At 62.2% G+C, this 15,984-nt stretch carries 18 protein-coding genes; 4 read left to right on the forward strand and 14 right to left on the reverse strand.

Annotation, left to right across the window (positions count from 1 at the left end):
• Positions 1–58 precede the first annotated feature (58 nt).
• Positions 59–1,450 (forward strand): aminopeptidase, encoded by a 1,392-nt coding sequence (locus tag J7I12_RS04135; protein ID WP_208360952.1) that lies wholly within the window; start codon positions 59–61, stop codon positions 1,448–1,450.
• A gap of 416 nt (positions 1,451–1,866) precedes the next feature.
• Here J7I12_RS04135 and J7I12_RS04140 read toward each other — a convergent pair whose 3' ends face one another.
• Together J7I12_RS04140 and J7I12_RS04145 are read right to left on the reverse strand one after the other, a co-directional pair.
• Entirely contained in the window at positions 1,867–2,553 is a 687-nt protein-coding gene (locus J7I12_RS04140) for a nucleotidyltransferase domain-containing protein (RefSeq protein ID WP_118230004.1), read from the reverse strand.
• Positions 2,554–2,629: 76 nt separating this feature from the next.
• Positions 2,630–3,037, reverse strand: a complete 408-nt coding sequence (locus J7I12_RS04145) for a winged helix-turn-helix transcriptional regulator (RefSeq protein WP_118230005.1) — start codon at positions 3,035–3,037, stop codon at positions 2,630–2,632.
• A gap of 201 nt (positions 3,038–3,238) precedes the next feature.
• On the opposite strand from J7I12_RS04145, the gene J7I12_RS04150 reads away from it, so the two are divergent.
• The gene (locus J7I12_RS04150) at positions 3,239–3,706 is read left to right on the forward strand and encodes a nuclear transport factor 2 family protein (RefSeq protein ID WP_118230006.1); all 468 of its coding nucleotides are present in this window, start codon (positions 3,239–3,241) and stop codon (positions 3,704–3,706) included.
• Positions 3,707–3,958: 252 nt separating this feature from the next.
• On the opposite strand, the gene J7I12_RS04155 is transcribed toward J7I12_RS04150, so the two are convergent.
• Positions 3,959–5,158: an iron-containing alcohol dehydrogenase gene (locus tag J7I12_RS04155; RefSeq protein WP_118230007.1), complete on the reverse strand. Its 1,200-nt coding sequence runs from the start codon at positions 5,156–5,158 to the stop codon at positions 3,959–3,961.
• 315 nt (positions 5,159–5,473) lie between these two features.
• Here J7I12_RS04155 and J7I12_RS04160 point away from each other — a divergent pair, with 315 nt between their 5' ends.
• A complete protein-coding gene (locus tag J7I12_RS04160; protein WP_165450881.1) occupies positions 5,474–5,644 on the forward strand; it encodes a hypothetical protein in 171 nt (56 codons plus the stop codon).
• 271 nt (positions 5,645–5,915) lie between these two features.
• Here the strand turns inward: J7I12_RS04160 and J7I12_RS04165 are convergent, their stop codons facing one another.
• From J7I12_RS04165 to rimI, 8 genes are all read right to left on the reverse strand, one after another.
• Entirely contained in the window at positions 5,916–6,830 is a 915-nt protein-coding gene (locus J7I12_RS04165) for a metal ABC transporter substrate-binding protein (RefSeq protein WP_118230009.1), read from the reverse strand.
• Between the two features lie 33 nt (positions 6,831–6,863).
• The gene (locus tag J7I12_RS04170; RefSeq protein ID WP_208360954.1) at positions 6,864–7,742 is read right to left on the reverse strand and encodes a metal ABC transporter permease; all 879 of its coding nucleotides are present in this window, start codon (positions 7,740–7,742) and stop codon (positions 6,864–6,866) included.
• On the reverse strand, positions 7,739–8,551 hold the full coding sequence (locus J7I12_RS04175; protein ID WP_242621178.1) for a metal ABC transporter ATP-binding protein: 813 nt from the start codon (positions 8,549–8,551) through the stop codon (positions 7,739–7,741). The genes J7I12_RS04170 and J7I12_RS04175 overlap by 4 nt, the downstream gene beginning before the upstream one ends.
• 75 nt (positions 8,552–8,626) lie before the next feature.
• Positions 8,627–9,112: a Fur family transcriptional regulator gene (locus J7I12_RS04180; protein WP_130957831.1), complete on the reverse strand. Its 486-nt coding sequence runs from the start codon at positions 9,110–9,112 to the stop codon at positions 8,627–8,629.
• Between the two features lie 502 nt (positions 9,113–9,614).
• On the reverse strand, positions 9,615–10,652 hold the full coding sequence (locus tag J7I12_RS04185) for a Smr/MutS family protein (RefSeq protein WP_208360956.1): 1,038 nt from the start codon (positions 10,650–10,652) through the stop codon (positions 9,615–9,617).
• Positions 10,653–10,787: 135 nt separating this feature from the next.
• Positions 10,788–11,243 (reverse strand): preprotein translocase subunit SecG, encoded by a 456-nt coding sequence (gene secG, locus J7I12_RS04190; protein ID WP_118230013.1) that lies wholly within the window; start codon positions 11,241–11,243, stop codon positions 10,788–10,790.
• An 87-nt stretch (positions 11,244–11,330) separates the two neighbouring features.
• On the reverse strand, positions 11,331–12,098 hold the full coding sequence (gene tpiA / locus J7I12_RS04195) for a triose-phosphate isomerase (protein ID WP_118230014.1): 768 nt from the start codon (positions 12,096–12,098) through the stop codon (positions 11,331–11,333).
• The gene (gene rimI / locus J7I12_RS04200) at positions 12,095–12,592 is read right to left on the reverse strand and encodes a ribosomal protein S18-alanine N-acetyltransferase (protein ID WP_118230045.1); all 498 of its coding nucleotides are present in this window, start codon (positions 12,590–12,592) and stop codon (positions 12,095–12,097) included. Before rimI ends, tpiA begins: the two co-directional genes overlap by 4 nt.
• On the opposite strand from rimI, the gene J7I12_RS04205 reads away from it, so the two are divergent.
• Complete coding sequence (locus J7I12_RS04205) at positions 12,567–13,109, forward strand: NUDIX hydrolase (RefSeq protein ID WP_118230015.1); 543 nt, start codon at positions 12,567–12,569, stop codon at positions 13,107–13,109. The genes rimI and J7I12_RS04205 overlap by 26 nt on opposite strands.
• A 17-nt stretch (positions 13,110–13,126) precedes the next feature.
• Here J7I12_RS04205 and J7I12_RS04210 read toward each other — a convergent pair whose 3' ends face one another.
• From J7I12_RS04210 to J7I12_RS04220, 3 genes are read right to left on the reverse strand one after another with little or no spacing between them, the layout of a single operon-like run.
• The gene (locus tag J7I12_RS04210; protein ID WP_208360957.1) at positions 13,127–13,918 is read right to left on the reverse strand and encodes an inositol monophosphatase family protein; all 792 of its coding nucleotides are present in this window, start codon (positions 13,916–13,918) and stop codon (positions 13,127–13,129) included.
• Positions 13,919–13,932: 14 nt separating this feature from the next.
• Positions 13,933–14,955 carry a rod shape-determining protein gene (locus J7I12_RS04215; protein WP_118230017.1) on the reverse strand — a complete coding sequence of 341 codons (1,023 nt, stop codon included), beginning with the start codon at positions 14,953–14,955 and terminating at the stop codon, positions 13,933–13,935.
• A 2-nt stretch (positions 14,956–14,957) separates the two neighbouring features.
• Positions 14,958–15,950, reverse strand: a complete 993-nt coding sequence (locus tag J7I12_RS04220; protein ID WP_236031553.1) for a GAF domain-containing protein — start codon at positions 15,948–15,950, stop codon at positions 14,958–14,960.
• Positions 15,951–15,984: the final 34 nt, after the last annotated feature.

Genomic DNA, 15,984 nt, shown 5'->3' on the forward strand with positions numbered 1-15,984 from the left:
CGCCATTCAGACCGGTTGAACGAAGAATGCGGCAGTACAAGCCGCAAAAGGAAGATGCATGGACACACCCTTTGCTTACACCCCCAAAAGCGCCTGGGACAACGCCGACGCCGCAGCCCGCAAGGACATGGACGCCCTGGCCGCCCGCTATGTGGACTTTCTTTCCCGTTGCAAAACCGAACGCGAAACCGTGGCCTATGTCTGCGAGCGCCTGAAGGCGCAGGGCTACGCCGCCACGGGCGACAAGGTTGTGCGGCCCCTGCGCGGCAAGGCCGTTTTTGCGGCCCGGCGCGGCGCTCTGCCGCTGGAAAAGGGCCTGAACCTGGTAGCCGCCCATGCGGACAGCCCGCGCCTGGATTTCAAGCAGCGCCCCCTGGTGGAACAGGCCGGCGTGGCCCAGGCTAAAACTCACTACTACGGCGGCATCCGCAAATACCAGTGGCTGGCGCGCCCTCTGGCCCTGCACGGGGTGGTCGTGCGCGAGGACGGCACGGTTCTGCCCGTGACCATTGGCGAAAAACCCGGCGAACCCGTGTTCTGTATTGCAGACCTGCTGCCCCACCTGGCGCAGAAGCAGTCGGCCCAACCCGTCAGCGAGGCTTTTGAAGGAGAGAAACTCAACGTCATTCTGGGCCACAGCCCCAAGCCTGCCCCCAAAACCGCAAAAGGCAAGGAAAAGGAAGACACGCCCAAAGAACCCGTCAAGGCCCTGCTGCTGGAACTGCTGCACAAAAAATACGGCATTACCGAAGAAGATTTTGTGACCGCCGAGCTGCAGGCAGTGCCCGCCGGTCCCGCACGCTTTGTGGGCTTTGACAAGGCTCTGGTGGGCGCTTACGGCCAGGACGACCGCATTTGCGTGTTCACGGCTCTTGAAGCCTTGCTGGAAGCCGCGCCCACGGGCCGAAGCATGGCCGTCATGTTCTGGGATAAGGAAGAAATCGGCTCGGACGGGGCCACCGGCGCTTCCTCGCGCTTCTTCCAGTACTGCGTGGAAGACTTGGCCCGCGCCTGGGGGCAGGACCTGCCAGCCTCGCGCGTATTTCTGGAAACCCGCGCCCTTTCGGCCGATGTGGCCGGCGCTCTGGACCCCGATTACCAGGACGTGCACGAAAAACAGAACGCCGCTCTTCTGGGCTACGGCCCCACCTTCTGCAAATTTACGGGTTCGCGCGGCAAATACGGAGCCAGCGAGGCCGATGCCGAATACTTTGCCGCCCTGCGCGGCCTGTACAACAGCAAGGGCATCCCCTGGCAGGCGGCGGAGCTCGGCAAGGTGGACCATGGCGGCGGCGGCACGGTGGCCCTGTTCCTGGCGGCCTACGGCATGCGCGTCATTGACCTGGGCCCGGCCATCCTGTCCATGCACAGCCCCTTTGAACTGGCCAGCTGCGCGGATATCTACGCCACCACCCAGGCCTACCGGACATTTCTGGAAGCGCAGGTCTAGAGCATTTAACACTTGAAATGCTCGCTTACGGCAGGCAAAAGCCTGCCTTCTCGCATTTCGTGGCAAGGATTTTCAAGAAAATCCTTGCAGGGCAGTTAGCTCATTTCATTCGCTAACTGCTCTAAGGCAGATTACCTTTGAAAATATGTGTTCGCAAAGGTTACGGCACGCTCGTTCCGGCGCTTAACCGCGCAAATACATTGCGCTTGCGCCTCCACGGCGGGCATCTGCTTCCGCAACCGCCAGGGTATTTTGAAGTTGAACTGCCCTAAACCTTGCGGCCCGGCCCGGCCTCAGGGCTGGCCGGGACATAAGAACCAGACGAGCGGACCGCGTGAGCCCCCCCCCGCGGTCCGCTGCCGTTTTGGCGGGCCGCGCGGCCTTGCGCCCCTGTGAAGTGCCCCCCGTGCAAGGGGTCAAACCCGTCTGTCCAAATCCTGAAGGGTCGCAGCGGCCCAATACAAAACAAATCGGCAAAAGGCGTCTGCAGCCGCGTCCCACGGCAAAGGCACGGCCATAGTGTCCATGCACCACCGCAGCATAACAGCGGCGTCGCCAGTTAACAGGGCGCACAACGCCTCCCAACTGTGCGCGTACTCCCCGCCCCGCAGATAGACCACGATGCGCAAGGCGAAAAAAAAGTTTTTCTGCAGCTGCCGCAGGGCGGCGGTTTTGCTGGCCCCGTCTGACAGCAAAGCGGTGTGGACCGCCCAATGGTAAAGACTGGAGACGCCGAGCCGAGCCCCCATAATGGTGTCTTGCAGCCCCACTGGCGGCAGCAAAGTTTCCAATTCGCCATAATATGCCGTGGTATCCCGCGCAAACTGAAACAACTCCAGAGCCGGCCAAGCCCGGAGCGTATCCCGGTCACAGGTAAAACCACCGGCCTTTTCGCCTTCGGGAAGCCGCCGCAAGGTCGCCCGATACGCCGCCAGCGTTTCCAGGTCCAGTCGGTCTAGGACTGTCAGGATATCTATGTCGCTCTCTTCAACGGCATCGCCACGTTCATAGCTGCCCTGCAATCCAACAAACAACACATGTGCGCCAAAGCGCCGCCGCAGGGCGGATACGGCCTCCGGCATCCAGACCTGCGGATCAATCATAAAATCTCCAGAGCGGTCAATACCGCTCTAACTTCTTTTATGCACTTCCAAGCGTCGCCAGGCCCCGATTTGCATGTCACAGGGGCAGTGCCCCTTGCGTGGCAGTAACGGCCCGCTTTTCATATACAGCACGCGCGTCGCAAATGGCGGCATGGTTGGCGGCGGCCCAGTGCACCAGCACCTTCATGGGCGTCAAAAAGGATTTGCCCAATTCCGTCAGTTGATATTCCACACGTGGCGGCACCTCCGGATATACCGTGCGCAGCAAATACCCATCCTGCTCCAAATTTCTGAGCGTTTTTGCCAGCATCTGTTTTGAAATGTCGTCCAGTTCGCGCAACAGTGCACTAAACCGCAACGTCTTGCCGTCCAGGGCTTCCAGCACAAGCAGGCTCCATTGATCGCCAATACGGTCGAGCACATCGCGGATGGGACAAGGCTGCGCAAAAACCGCCTCGGCACGCTGCGGCGCGTTCTCTTTCATCTTTCTTCCCCTACCTTGGTCACTGTTGTCTGACCTGATAATTTTTTTGCGACTCCTTGCACGCGTCCACAATTCGCCTATGCTTTGTCCAGAATATGGACCATGTATCAAATGGAAACCATGAAAACAACTCTGCCGCGCCCGCCGCAATGGCTCAACCGACAGAGATAACAGCCAACACTGTAAAATAAAGGAGCTTTAATGGTTCGCCCTCTCGCATTGGCAGCACTTATGGCGGTCATAAGCCTGCCGTTGGCCGTGCAGGCCATGGCACAGGAACAGCGCAACCTGTCCGCAGAAGAAGCCAACCGCAAACTGGTCGTGCAGTTCTATGACCAGTTTTTTAACAAACATGACGTGGCGCACGCCGCAGAAGTCATCAGTGAAGACTATATCCAGCACAATCCCGACGTACCGGACGGGAAAAAACCGTTTGTGGACTACTTCACCAAATTTTTTAAAGGAACGCCCCAATCAAAGGCGCGTATAGTGCGCACGGCCACGTCCGGCGATCTGGTCTGGCTGCATGTGCATTCCACCAATACAGCCACAGACAGAGGACAGGCGGTGCTTGACATCTTCCGCGTCAAAGACGGCAAGATTGTGGAACACTGGGACGTCATTCAGGATGTTCTGGAACAGTCGGCCAACGGAAACAGCATGTTCTAAGAAAACCTGCAGGGCATATGGCGCGGCCGCGGGCACACCCCAGCAGATTTTGCCTTTGCCCGCTGCACCGCGCCATTGCCCCTTCAGCAAACGCCCAGCCGACAAAAGCCTCCGCACAGCGGGGGAGATGCCAGATAACGACCGCGAAAGCTGCAGTGCAGGGCCGTAGCGGGAATATCCCGGCATATAAAAACATACGACCTCCTGAGCCTTGCGCCCAAGAGGTCGTATGTTTTTGTCTTTAAAAGATGATTACAGAGCGGCCTTGTAGATGGCGGCCACAGCGGCGTCCGTCATGGTGCGGGGGTTGGTAAGCCCGCAGGCGTCCTTCTGCGCATTGGCGGTCATGGTGGGGATGTCTTCCTCACGCACGTTCTTGCCGTACTTTTTGCCCAGAGCAACGAGGCCTTCCGGAATGCCCACATCTTTGGACAGGATGTTGATGGCGGCAATGGCCTTGCGGGAGGCCTCGTCAGCGCTCAGGCCCTGGGTGAGCTCACCCAGCAGCTGAGCGATGCGGCCAAAGCGGCGACGGCTGGAAATACGGTTGTATTCGCACACATGGGGCAGCAGGATGGCATTGCACTCGCCGTGGGGCAGGTCATAAAAGCCGCCCAGCTGGTGGGCCATGGCGTGCACGTGGCCCAGGCTCGCGTTGTTGAAGGCCATACCGGCCAGATACTGGGCGTAGCACATGCCTTCGCGGGCTTCTTTGTCGCGGCCGTTGGCCACAGCCCGGCGCAGGTAGCGGTTAATGTATTCCATGGCCTTTTCGGCGCAGGCGTCAGTCATGGGCGTAGCGGCCGTGGACACATAGGCCTCCACGGCGTGGGTCAGGGCGTCCATGCCGGTGGCGGCGGTCAGGGCCGGGGGCATGCCCATCATGAGGATGGGGTCGTCAATGGCCACGCTGGGGGTGCAACGCCAATCCACAATGGCCATCTTCACCTTACGGGAAGTGTCGGTGATGATGCAGAAGCGGGTCATTTCCGAAGCAGTACCGGCCGTGGTGTTCACGGCCACATAGGGCGGGAAGGGCTTGGTGGATTTGTCCACGCCTTCGTAGTCGTGGATGCGCCCGCCGTTGCCGGCCAAAAAGCCCACGCCCTTGCCGCAGTCATGGGAGCTGCCGCCGCCAAGGGTAATGAGGCTGTCGCACTTTTCGGCAGTGTACATGCCAAAGGCTTCAGCCACGTTTTTATCCGTGGGGTTGGGCACGGTTTTGTCATAAACCGCATACTTCATCTTGGCGGCATCAAGGATATCCGTAATCTGCTTGAGAATACCGGCTTTGACAATGCCCTGGTCAGTAACGACCAGAGGTTTTTTGCCACCGATGCTCTTCAGACGGGCGGGAATCTCTTTAGAACATCCCTCGCCCACAAGCGTAACATTGGGGATGAAGAAAGAAGTGATCTGCCCCATATGCATGCTTTTAAGATCCGTGCTCATACGTGACTCCTTTAGTTATGCAGTGCATTTGCCATCACAAAGGACTTCTTAAAGAAGTTTTGAAATCCTTGAAAAGGAATATACCGCACACGAAATACCTTTGCAAGCCTTCAAACGCATTTGTTCTGTTGTAATTTTTAATTTTTTTACCATTCAATACGTTCTTTTTTGCACAATATACACTGTACTTGTTCATTTTTGCACAACTGTTGCTTTGATTGAACGCCCACCCAACCTACACGTTTTATCCGGCAGCATGAGGTTGGCCACGCCGCGCCAGTCCACTCCACCCAGACCCTCTTGGAGCTGCACAACGTGCGCAAAATTCCCATCATTGCCCAGAGGCGACAAGAGGACGCCATCTTTTTTGAGGACAAGACAGAGGCGACGAACCTGCTGCTGGAACCATTGGACAGAAGGCGGGCTTTGCCGCTGACCGGAGTGAAGGCTGCGAGCCCCCTTACTGCCGGACATGCCTTCGGCTAGAGCATTTAACACTTGAAATGCTCGCTTACGGCAGGCAAAAGCCTGCCTTCTCGCATTTCGTGGCAAGGATTTTCAAGAAAATCCTTGCAGAGCAGTTAGCTCATTTCATTCGCTAACTGCTCTAAATAGTGCTGTCCCCGACAGGAGAGCGTCGAAGGAAACGGGGCCAATGCAGGGGAATTTTCTATAACGAAGAGATAGCGAAAAGGGTTGAGGCTTTTGCCCCAACCCTTTTCTGTAGTTGCCGCCTCTTTTGGCGCGAGCGCGATTGTTACGGGCGCAGGGCCTTTACCAGAACCGTGACGTTGTGCCGAAACATGTCCAGATACGTGGGCGCGGGCCCCTCCGGTCCAGAAAGGGCGTCAGCGTACAGTTCGCCGCCGGGCTTGGCTCCGGTTTCTTTGGCGATGTTCTCCACCAGACGCGGGTCGGTCATGTTTTCCACAAACAGGGCTTTGATGCCTTCCGCCTTGATCTGCCGGATGAGCGCGCCCACGTCGCGGGCAGAAGCCTCTGCTTCGGTGGAAAGGCCCTGCGGCGAAAGCAGGGTCAGACCATAGGCATCGCCGAAATAGCCGAAGGCATCGTGCGAAGTAATAATTTTGCGCTCCGCCTTGGGCACGCTGCCCAACATCTTGCGGACCCAGCCTTCGGTCTCGCCGATCCTGCCCAGATACATCCCGGCGTTTTTGCGGTATGCGGCGGCGTGGGCCGGGTCCGCCGCGGCCAGGCCGTCAGCAATATTCCGCACATAGATGCGCCCGTTGTCCAGGCTCTGCCAGGCGTGGGGATCCGTCACCTTTTTGCCGCCTTCTTCTTCATCCACCATAGTGCGGGTGCGCACGCCCTTGCTGGCGGTCACCACCACGCCCTTGTAGCCGGAAGTCTGCACCAGCCGGTCCATCCAGCCCTCCAGGTGCAGGCCGTTGACCACCACCAAGTCGGCCTGGGCCACGGCCTTGGCGTCGGCGGGGCTGGGCTGATAAACGTGGGTATCCGCATCGGGGCCCACCAAGGTGGTCACGCGCACCAGGTCGCCGCCCACATTTTTAACCATGTCGCCCAAGATGGAAAAGCTGGTCACCACCTTGAGCGGCGCGGCCAGAGCGTTTTGTGCGCCCGGCAGCGCAAAACCAAAAACAAATGCGAAAACAAGAGCGCAAACACCCATTCCAAACCGTCGCATAAATCTACCTCCAGATGCCCGGCACAGCCGGGGTTATTGCCCTTGCGCGCCGCGAGCGCGCCGCCGCAGGAAGACCAGCCCCTGCCGCGGCCCCACAAACAAAGAAACGCAATGACAGGCCCCGGCGGTGAGCACAATGGCCGGGCCGGACGGCAGGTTCCAGTAGTACGAGCACAGCAGCCCCAGGTAGCCAGAAAACATGGCAATGCCCGTAGCCACAAGAGCCTGGGACCAGACCTGCCCGGCCCAGAAGCGGGCCGCCGTAGCAGGCAGCACCAGCAGCCCCACGGCCATAAGCGTGCCCAGAGCGCGAAAGCCGCCCACCAGGTTGAGGGCCACCAGGGCCATGAACAAGGTGTGCACCCAAGGGCCCCCGCCCCCCACGGAGCGGAGAAAACCGGGGTCAAAGCATTCCACCACCAAGGGGCGGTAGATCAAGGCCAAGGTCAGCAGACTCACGCTGGCTACGCCGGCCACCAGCAACAGGGAGGCGTCGTCCACGGCCAGGATGGAACCGAACAAGACGTGCATGAGGTCCATACTGTTGCCCCGCAGCGAAACCAACAGCACCCCCAAAGCCAGGGAAATCAGATACAGGGCCGCCAGGCTGGCGTCCTCGCGCAGGGGGGTGTAGCGCGAAACCAAGCCCGCCGCCACCACCACGCCCAGCCCGGCCAGAAAACCGCCCACAGTCATGGCCGTGAGCGAAAGCCCGCAGAGCAAAAAGCCCGCCGCCACCCCCGGCAGTACGGCGTGGGACAGGGCGTCGCCCATAAGGCTCATGCGCCGCAGTACCAGAAAGGTGCCCACCGGGCCGCAGCCCAGAGCCAGGGCCAGGATGGCCGCCAGGGCGTGGCGCATGAAGGCAAATTCCGCAAAGGGCTGACAAAGCAACGTCCACAACGTGGTCATGCCGCTCCCCCCTCCGCCCCATGCGCCGCCGGGCTGTTCTGCTCCTCCAGCGGGCCGTCCCAGCGGGCGGAAAGATCCCGCGCCCGGGCCAGATTGCCCGACGTAAGCACCTGCGCCGTGGGGCCAAAGGCAATGGGGTCACGGGCAAAAAGCAGGCTCTGCGGAAAGTGCGCCCGCACCTGCTCCAGATCGTGGATCACCGCCACTACGGTGCGCCCTTCAATGTGCCAGCGCCGCACCAAAGCCAGCAGATCATCGGTGGTGCGCGCGTCCAGAGCGGTGAAGGGCTCATCCAGCAAGATCACGGGCGCGTCCTGCAGCAGCAGACGCGCAAACTGCACGCGCTGGAACTGCCCCACGGAAAGGGCGCTGATGGGCCGCGCGCCGAAATCCGCCAGATCCAAAGCCGCCAGCGCGGCCTGCACGGCCTGCCACTGTGCCCGGCCCAGCGCGCCCCAAGCCCCCACGCGCGGCCAGTGCCCCAAGGAGACCATGTCCTGCACAGTAATGGGAAAAGAGCGGTCAATGGCGGCTTGCTGGGGCAGATAGGCCAGGTCTCTGACGCTCTGCCCGCCCAGGTCGATGCGCCCCCCTCTGGGCGGCAACAGGCCCGCCAGGGCCTTGAGCAACGTGGATTTTCCCGCGCCGTTGGGCCCCACCACAGCCGTAAGACTGCCGGGCGCAAAATGGCAGCACAAATGCCGCACGGCGGGATGCCGACTGTAGGACAAAGAAAGATCGCAAACGCTGATGGGGCGGGGCTGTCGGCTCATAAGGCCCACCAGACCACGCCCCAGAGCAACGCGCACAGCGCCGCCGCCACGGCCAGCCTGCGCCAGACTGACCAGCTCAAGGGAGAAAAAGGCGCGGCCAAGGCCGCACAACTATTTGTTGTTGTCCGCATCAAGACTTTCCTGCAGGTCGGCGTCGGCGCAGGCTGCGCAACGCCCTCTGATTTCTATGGTTCCCCCGCCCAGCGCAAAACCTTCGCCGCGCAGTGCCCGATCAATAGTCGTGTACAAGGCAGGGTTGCGCACTTCGCGACTCTGGCGACAACGGTCGCAGACCAGCAAAAACACGGGCGTGCTTGGGCCCGCACAGGCGCGCGTACAGGCCACAAAGGCGTTGAGCGTTTCCAGCTTGTGGGCCAGACCGTGCTGCTGCAAAAAATCCAGCGCCCGATAGACGCTGGCCGGGGGAATGGGCCGGGCCGCCGGTTGTCGCAACGCCTCCAGAATGGCGTAAGCCTTTACCGGCTCGCCCGCCTCTTCCAGCACCGTCAGCACCCGCTGCCGCAGAAGGGTCAGCCGCACGCCGCGCACTTCCCGCAGTCCGTCGGATCCGGCGGGGGTTTTTGTCCTACCGCTCATGGCTCACCAATCCTTAGAACGTGTTCCCTTAGAACATATTGCCTCTGAGGATATGTATTCTCAAAGGTTACGGACGCTCGTCCCGGCGCTTAACCGCGCAAGTAACTTGCGCTTTTGCCTCCACGGCAGGCGGCTGCTTGCGCAACCGCCAGGGCATTTCAAGGTTGCAATGCCCGAGCGCAACCGGCCTGTTGTACAGACATACCGCGCGCCGCCGCAGGATCCGGAACAGCGCGCAAAAATGCAATGATATATTGTTGCATTTTTGTCAAGAGGACGGAGTTGACAAACAAAGGATACCTGTCCGGCATGGGGCCGCCACACCGCGTCGGCACAGGGTGCGGCAGTGCTCCCAAAGAACGCCGACGCTCGCCGTTGGCGGGATTGCCGCACTCTTACGCCGCGTCAGCGTATCTCCGACGCCATATCCGGGCAGGAAACGCGGGTTTTGCAGGCCCGTGCGCATGGATTCCGACAGAACGCCCTACACACCCTGCAACGGTCAGAAGTCGCGATAAAGGTCTGCGTCGGCGGGCAGGCGCTCCCAGTAAACCCGGCCCTTTTTGCGGTATTTGCGCAACAGCACATAAACGCTGCCCGGACCGCCGTCATGGGGCTGCGCCGTGCAGAAGGCCAGCACTACCCGCTTGAAAGGCTCCTGAGTCAGCCAGGTCTGCAGCTTGCCGCGCAGCACGCCCTGACCATCGGGCGAATTGCGGCCCCGCCCCGGCACCACCAGCACGGTTCGCAGGCCCTTGTACCAACTGCCGCGCAAAAAGCCCCGCAGGGCTTCAAAGGCCTGCTCTACAGTCAGCCCGTGCAGGTCCATATGGGCTTCCGGGCTCAGGGAACCAGCCCGCAGCTTGTTGAGGATCAGCGGGTCCAGGCCCACCACATAGCCTTCAAGGTATTCGTCGGTAAACGAGAGGGCAAACTCCAGCTTGCCGTCCATAAAATCCTGCAGGCTCAGCTCACCCTGGGCCGGCGGCGTGCCCGGCGCGGGAGCGGGAGCCACGGCACGCCCCTTGCCGACCAGGGGCGTGGCCTCGCGCACGGCCTGCAGAAAAGCGGCGGCTTCGTCGTCTGCGGCCGCACCCTGCCCCGGCCGGGCAGCGGGTTGCGCCTCTCCGACCATTGCTGAACCCGATCTCGGTAGTGCAAGGCCTGCGCCACAGGGTGTGGCGGTGGCCGGGGCCCGGTCCGCCGCGGACGCTCTCTGACGCGCGCGCTCCTGCGTTTTTGCGCCGGCGCTGCCGGGCAAAGCCTGCCGCTCGGTCAGGGTAAAGCCTTCAGGTTTCCTGCTGCGCCGCGTGGGGTGTACCCGGCTCATGGCCCGCAAAAAAAGCTCCGCGTCCCGCGCGTCTTCAGGGGACGCTGCGGGAGCAGCCGTAGAAGCGTCTGCCGGGCCTGCGGGCCGTCGGCGCATGTGCGTGGACCGCATATTGACCTCCGCGCGCGCCGCGTCCTTACGCTGCGGAAAATCCCCGACCTTGAGGCGACGAAACGGATTTTCGCCGAAACTTTCTTCCTGATCGGCCATGACACTCTCCTCACTGGGCGCGCCGAATGCGGTCCCCCCAAAAAGATACGGCCGCAGGGCTTGCCCCACGGCCGTAAGCATACGTTTGCGGCAGGGCCGACGCAAGCGCCGCCCCACGCTCCGCGCGGCGAAAAACTATTTGCCGGAAGCTCCCGCGGCCGGGGCTGCCTGACCGGACGCGGCGGGCGCGCCCTGCGGGGCCACAGGCGGGGTCGACGGCTCTGTGGCGGGTGCGGCGCTCTTGTCCGGGGCCGCCGGTACGGCTTTCTGGGCCGGAACAGCGGGGGTCTGAACGGGCGCGGCCGACTTGGCCGGAGCGGCGGTATCCTCAATCTTCACGTTCAGGATGGTAGATTCCGAACTGGGACGGGAGCTGGTCACATAGGTGTAGCTCAGAGAAGTGATCACAAAAATAACGGCCATAAGCGTGGTGAGCTTGGCCAGGATGCCGCCCGCGCCGCCGCTGCCGAAGACCGAGCTGTTGCCCCCGCCGAAAATGACGCCCATGCCTTCCTTGCCCGCCTGAAGCAGAATAAGAATGACCAACAGTACGCAGACAATAATATGCAGCGTCAGGATAAGAGTCTGCACAGATTCCTCCAAAGCGGATTGGCGTGACAAAAAGGCGCGCGACGGCAAGGGGCCGCGAGTCAACGTTCCCGGCCGGGGCCGGCAACGTCAGCAGAAAACGATTTGCAAAAAACTCTGCGCCTCCAAAGAGGCACCCCCTACCAGAAGGCCGTCCACATTGTCAAGGCCCAGCAGGGTTGCAGCGTTGGCAGGCTTGACGCTGCCGCCGTACAAAATGGGCAGCTGCACGGCCGCATCGCCCAAGGCGCGATGCAGAAGGGCGCGCGTTACGGCATGGGCTTCCTGCACCTCCGGCGGGCCCGCCACCTTGCCTGTGCCGATGGCCCACACGGGTTCGTAGGCTACGGCCAGGCGCCGGGCCAGGGCTTCACCGGTCAGAGCGGGCGGCAGGGCAGCGCACACGGGCGCAAGCTGCGCCTCCAGTACGGCCTCAAGATGCCCGGCTTCGCGCTGCGTCAGGGTTTCGCCCACGCAGAGCATGACGTTAAGGCCCTGCTCCAGCGCAAAGACCGTCTTGCGGGCCACAAAGGCCGGGTCTTCGCAAAACAGGCTGCGGCGCTCCGAGTGGCCGGCCAGCACCCAGGAAGCGCCGGCGTCCCGCAGCATGGCCGGAGAAATCTCGCCGGTAAAAGCCCCTTCGGACTCAGGATAGACGTTCTGCCCGCCCACGGCCAGGCCGGGGGTCTTGGCCACAGCCTCCGCTACCACAGTCAGAGCCGTGTACGGAGGGAAAATCAGCACCTCGCGCCCGGCGGGCAGCCCGCCTTCCAGCCCGCGCGCCAGGTCCACGGCACAGCTTGCCGCGTCCGCACGGGTTTTAAACATTTTCCAGTTGGCCGCGATGATGGTTCTCATGCTGTCCTCTTGGGTTGGAGCGCTGCGGGGAGCAAAGACAATGCGTACACATGCGCATCTTCGCCGGTGTCCACATAATAGCCTTTGCGCAGCCCCACGCGCTGAAAGCCGCAGCTTTCGTACAGGGAAACCGCGGGCGCATTGCCGGCGCGCACTTCCAGCAGAACCTTCATAATACCCCCTTTGGCGGCAAGCCGCAAGGCCGTCCGCAGCAGCCGCCGCCCCAGCCCGCGCCGCCGCAGATCCGGGCTCACGGCCAGATTGAGTATTTCCAGTTCGTCCGCCGTGTGGTATACGGAAATGTAGCCGCAGAGCGTCCGCCCCGTCCAGAGGCCCAGGGCCGCAAAGGCCCGTTGGGCAAAGGCTGCGCGGCACTGCTCTTCGGACCAGGGCAGGGAAAAACAGCGCCGTTCCAGCGTGGCCAAGGCCGTTGCATGGTCGGCGTTCAGACATTTAAGGACAGGACCAATGTCGCCCGCAGGCCGTGTAAGCATATCCTCCCCCTACGCCTTCCAGCACTCGCCCAGCCGCCTCCTGCTGGAGGTGGTGGACAAAAGCAATACCCCCGTCTGCCTGCTGCACGCGGCCAGCGTGCTGCGCCAGGGCCTGCCCCACCGGGCCGTGGCCCTGCTGCTGCGGGATAAAAACAGCCGCGCCTTGCTGACCTTTTGGCCGGAACTGGGCTGGGGCTTTTCGGCCTACGCGCGGGTGCCTGCCGGGCAGGCCTTTGAGGACTGCGCCCGCGACCTGCTGCGTGCAGACGGGCTGGACCCCGCCTGCCGCGTACTGCCCTTGGGCATGGCTGCGCCCTGCACGGAAAGCCGCAACGCCTTTGTAGCTTTTTTTGAAGCGCGGCTGCCGCTCTCCCAGGCACTGGCCAGGGGCAAAGACGCCGAGCGCCACCTTCTGGCGGACTACGACGAACTGCGGGGCATGGCCGCGCACTTCGGCGAGCTGCTCACCCCACTGTTGCGCGGGGCTGTGCAGGCCGGATACGTGCGTCCGCGCTGAACCGCGTCGCCGGGTTGTCAATCCACGCTGGTGGGGCCCAGCAGATCCACGGCCTGCGCGTGGAGCAGGCCGTTGCTGGCCAGCACGGTCTGCCCAAAACGCAGGGGCGCGCCGGTCAGGTTGCTGACCCGTCCGCCCGCCTCTTCCACCAGCAGGACGCCGGCGGCAAAATCCCAGGGCTTGAGGCCCTCTTCATAAAAAATATCCAGCTTGCCGCAGGCCACATAGGCCAGATCCACCGAGGCCGCCCCCATGCGGCGCAGCCCCTGGGTGCGGGGCAGCGCCAGCTGCAGACGGTCCAGCACACGGTCAAGCCGGTCTGTAAAATCGTACGGGAAACCCGTGCCCACCAGGGCGTCGGCAAGGGTGGCCGCCCGGCTCACGGCAATGGGCGCCTCGTTGCAAAAGGCCCCTTCACCGCGCGCCGCGTAAAAGCACTGGTCCAGCATGGGCACGTTGACCACGCCCAGCTCTGCCCGCCCTTCATGCCACAGAGCTACGGAGGTGCCCACCTGCGGGATGCGGTGCACAAAATTGGTGGTGCCGTCCACGGGGTCGATGATCCAGCACAGCCCCGTGGGCTCGGCGTCCGCACGGCTGCTCTCCTCCGCCAGAAAGGCGGCTTCGGGCAATAATGCCCCCAGACGCTCCTTAAGAAAAGCCTCCACGGCCAGGTCCGTCTGGGTGACCAGATCAATGCGGCCCTTGTGGCGCACCTCGCTGGGCCTGGACCAGTGTTCGCGCACAATGCCGCCGCTTTGGCGCACAATTTCCACGCAGTCCCGCCACAGGGACGTCCAAGCCTTCATGCTGCACTATCCTTTCAGTTGATGAAAACGGCGTGGTAAGCCTGCCGGTCCAGCATGGCGCGGGCCGTGCCGCGCAGCACCGTGGTCAGGGGGTCTTTGTCCACAAAGACCTTGAGCCGCGTTTCCTGGGCAATGTACTGGTCCAGTCCCTTAAGTAAAGAGCCTCCCCCGGCCATGAGCATGCCGTTGCGGTAGATGTCCGCCGCCAGTTCCGGCGGGGTTTTTTCAAGAGCGCGCAGCACCGCGCCCAGAATGGCCTGCACAGGCTCGCGCAGGGCCTCACGGATGTGCCCTTCGGTGATCTGCACCACGCGGGGCGCGCCGCAGACCAGATCCTTGCCGGAAACCTCCAGCACGGGGGCATTGGGCTGCGGCAGGGCCGAGCCCAGAATCTTTTTGACGTTCTCCGCCGTGTTTTCGCCCACTTCCATCCGAAAGACGTCGCGCAGATAGCGCTGCACGGCCATGTTCATGGCGTCGCCCGCCACCCGCACGGACTGGGCGTTAGCAATGCCCGCCAGGGTAATGACCGCCACCTCGCTGGTGCCGCCGCCGATGTCCAGCACCAGGTTGCCCAGGGGTTCGTGCACGGGCAGATCCGCGCCAATGGCGGCGGCCATAGGCTCCTCCACCATAGCCACGTCCGCAGCGCCGGCCAGCAAGGCCGAATCAATGACCGCGCGCTTCTCCACCTGGGTGATGCCCGAAGGGATGCAGATGACCATGGAAGGTTTGACCAGCCTGAGCCCCGTAATGGCCTTGCGCACAAAGTAGGCGATCATTTCGCGGGTGACGTCGAAATCGGCGATGACGCCGTCCTTCATGGGGCGCACGGCGCGGATGCGCTGGGGGGTGCGGCCCAGATAGTCTTTGGCGGCCGCGCCCACAGCCAGCACGGCATTCTTGTGGGTGTCGATGGCCACCACGGAAGGCTCGTTGATGACAATGCCTTGGGCGCGGGTATAGAGCAGGGTGTTGGCCGTGCCCAGGTCCATGGCGATATCTTTGGCAAGAAAGCGGAACAGTCGCCTGAACATATTCAGTATTCTTTGCTGCTTCCGGGCATGGGGGCCGTATCCGGGTCATAGACCTGCGGCCCGTCGCTGTGCACCCTGGCCCTGGGCAGCATGGTGCGCAGGCGCACTTTAAGATACAGGTTTTCCAGAAACAGGGCCAGATGGTCCACAGCCTGGCGCACAAAGCTGCGCATGGATTCGTCTATGGGCCGGGGCGTGGTATGAGCGAGGCAGAGCACGCCCCTGGTGCTTTTATTGACCATCACGGGCATACACATGGCGGCCTGAAAATCCGGCATGTCCGGCAGTTTGCCGAACAATACGGCCGACGGCGCGCCTTCCACGCCTTCGGCCACCACGGGCTGGTCGTTGCGGAAAACCCAGCCTGTAATGCCGCTGCCCATGGGCAGAATGAGCGGCTCCTCACCGGTGAGCAGCAGCCGGGCCGATTCGCTTTCCACACAGTACGTTTCGCCCGGCTGGTCCACTGAGGCAAAAGCGCAGTAGTCAAAGCCCGTGGCCTCCACCATGATGCGCAGGTAGTTGTGCAGAAACTGCGGCCAGCGCTTGTAGCGGAAGCGCAGGTCTTGAATGACGCCCAAGTCTGCGAAATACCGCGGAATATCTCCGGCAAGCTCCTGACGGCCGCGGCTGCCCTGCTGGCGGGCGATGAGCTCTGCAAACATCTGCAGAATTTTGTGGTCCTTGTCCGAAAAGGAATACTGCCGCTTGCTGTCCACGCAGAGAGCGCCGCCCGTGGGCACGGGGCAGCCCATAAAGGCCTTGATGCTGCCTTCCTCCCCGCTGGCATAGTAGCCAAGGTTGCTCTGCCGCTGGTCAAAATTGGGCACCAGCAGGGGCTGACGGTTGCGGACTATCCAGCCCACCAGTCCTTTGCCCGGCAGCACTGTGGCATTGGCGGCGATTTTGTCCCCCAGACTGAAAAAGGCGGTAAGGCGGTGGGCCTCGCCTTCTTCTTCGGGCAGAAACAGCACCACCGAGTAGGCGTCGAACACGCTGCAAACAATGCTTAGTATATGTCTTTCAAGA

Source organism: Desulfovibrio diazotrophicus, assembly GCF_902498985.2.
GTDB classification, from domain to species: domain Bacteria; phylum Desulfobacterota; class Desulfovibrionia; order Desulfovibrionales; family Desulfovibrionaceae; genus Desulfovibrio; species Desulfovibrio legallii.

Coding starts and splice junctions, on each gene's coding strand:
- J7I12_RS04135 (WP_208360952.1), top strand. CDS start 59: ATGGACACACCCTTTGCTTACACCCCCAAAAGCGCCTGGGACAACGCC.
- J7I12_RS04140 (WP_118230004.1), bottom strand. CDS start 2,553: ATGATTGATCCGCAGGTCTGGATGCCGGAGGCCGTATCCGCCCTGCGG.
- J7I12_RS04145 (WP_118230005.1), bottom strand. CDS start 3,037: ATGAAAGAGAACGCGCCGCAGCGTGCCGAGGCGGTTTTTGCGCAGCCT.
- J7I12_RS04150 (WP_118230006.1), top strand. CDS start 3,239: ATGGTTCGCCCTCTCGCATTGGCAGCACTTATGGCGGTCATAAGCCTG.
- J7I12_RS04155 (WP_118230007.1), bottom strand. CDS start 5,158: ATGAGCACGGATCTTAAAAGCATGCATATGGGGCAGATCACTTCTTTC.
- J7I12_RS04165 (WP_118230009.1), bottom strand. CDS start 6,830: ATGCGACGGTTTGGAATGGGTGTTTGCGCTCTTGTTTTCGCATTTGTT.
- J7I12_RS04170 (WP_208360954.1), bottom strand. CDS start 7,742: ATGACCACGTTGTGGACGTTGCTTTGTCAGCCCTTTGCGGAATTTGCC.
- J7I12_RS04180 (WP_130957831.1), bottom strand. CDS start 9,112: ATGAGCGGTAGGACAAAAACCCCCGCCGGATCCGACGGACTGCGGGAA.
- J7I12_RS04185 (WP_208360956.1), bottom strand. CDS start 10,652: ATGGCCGATCAGGAAGAAAGTTTCGGCGAAAATCCGTTTCGTCGCCTC.
- tpiA (WP_118230014.1), bottom strand. CDS start 12,098: ATGAGAACCATCATCGCGGCCAACTGGAAAATGTTTAAAACCCGTGCG.
- J7I12_RS04205 (WP_118230015.1), top strand. CDS start 12,567: ATGTCGCCCGCAGGCCGTGTAAGCATATCCTCCCCCTACGCCTTCCAG.
- rimI (WP_118230045.1), bottom strand. CDS start 12,592: ATGCTTACACGGCCTGCGGGCGACATTGGTCCTGTCCTTAAATGTCTG.
- J7I12_RS04210 (WP_208360957.1), bottom strand. CDS start 13,918: ATGAAGGCTTGGACGTCCCTGTGGCGGGACTGCGTGGAAATTGTGCGC.
- J7I12_RS04215 (WP_118230017.1), bottom strand. CDS start 14,955: ATGTTCAGGCGACTGTTCCGCTTTCTTGCCAAAGATATCGCCATGGAC.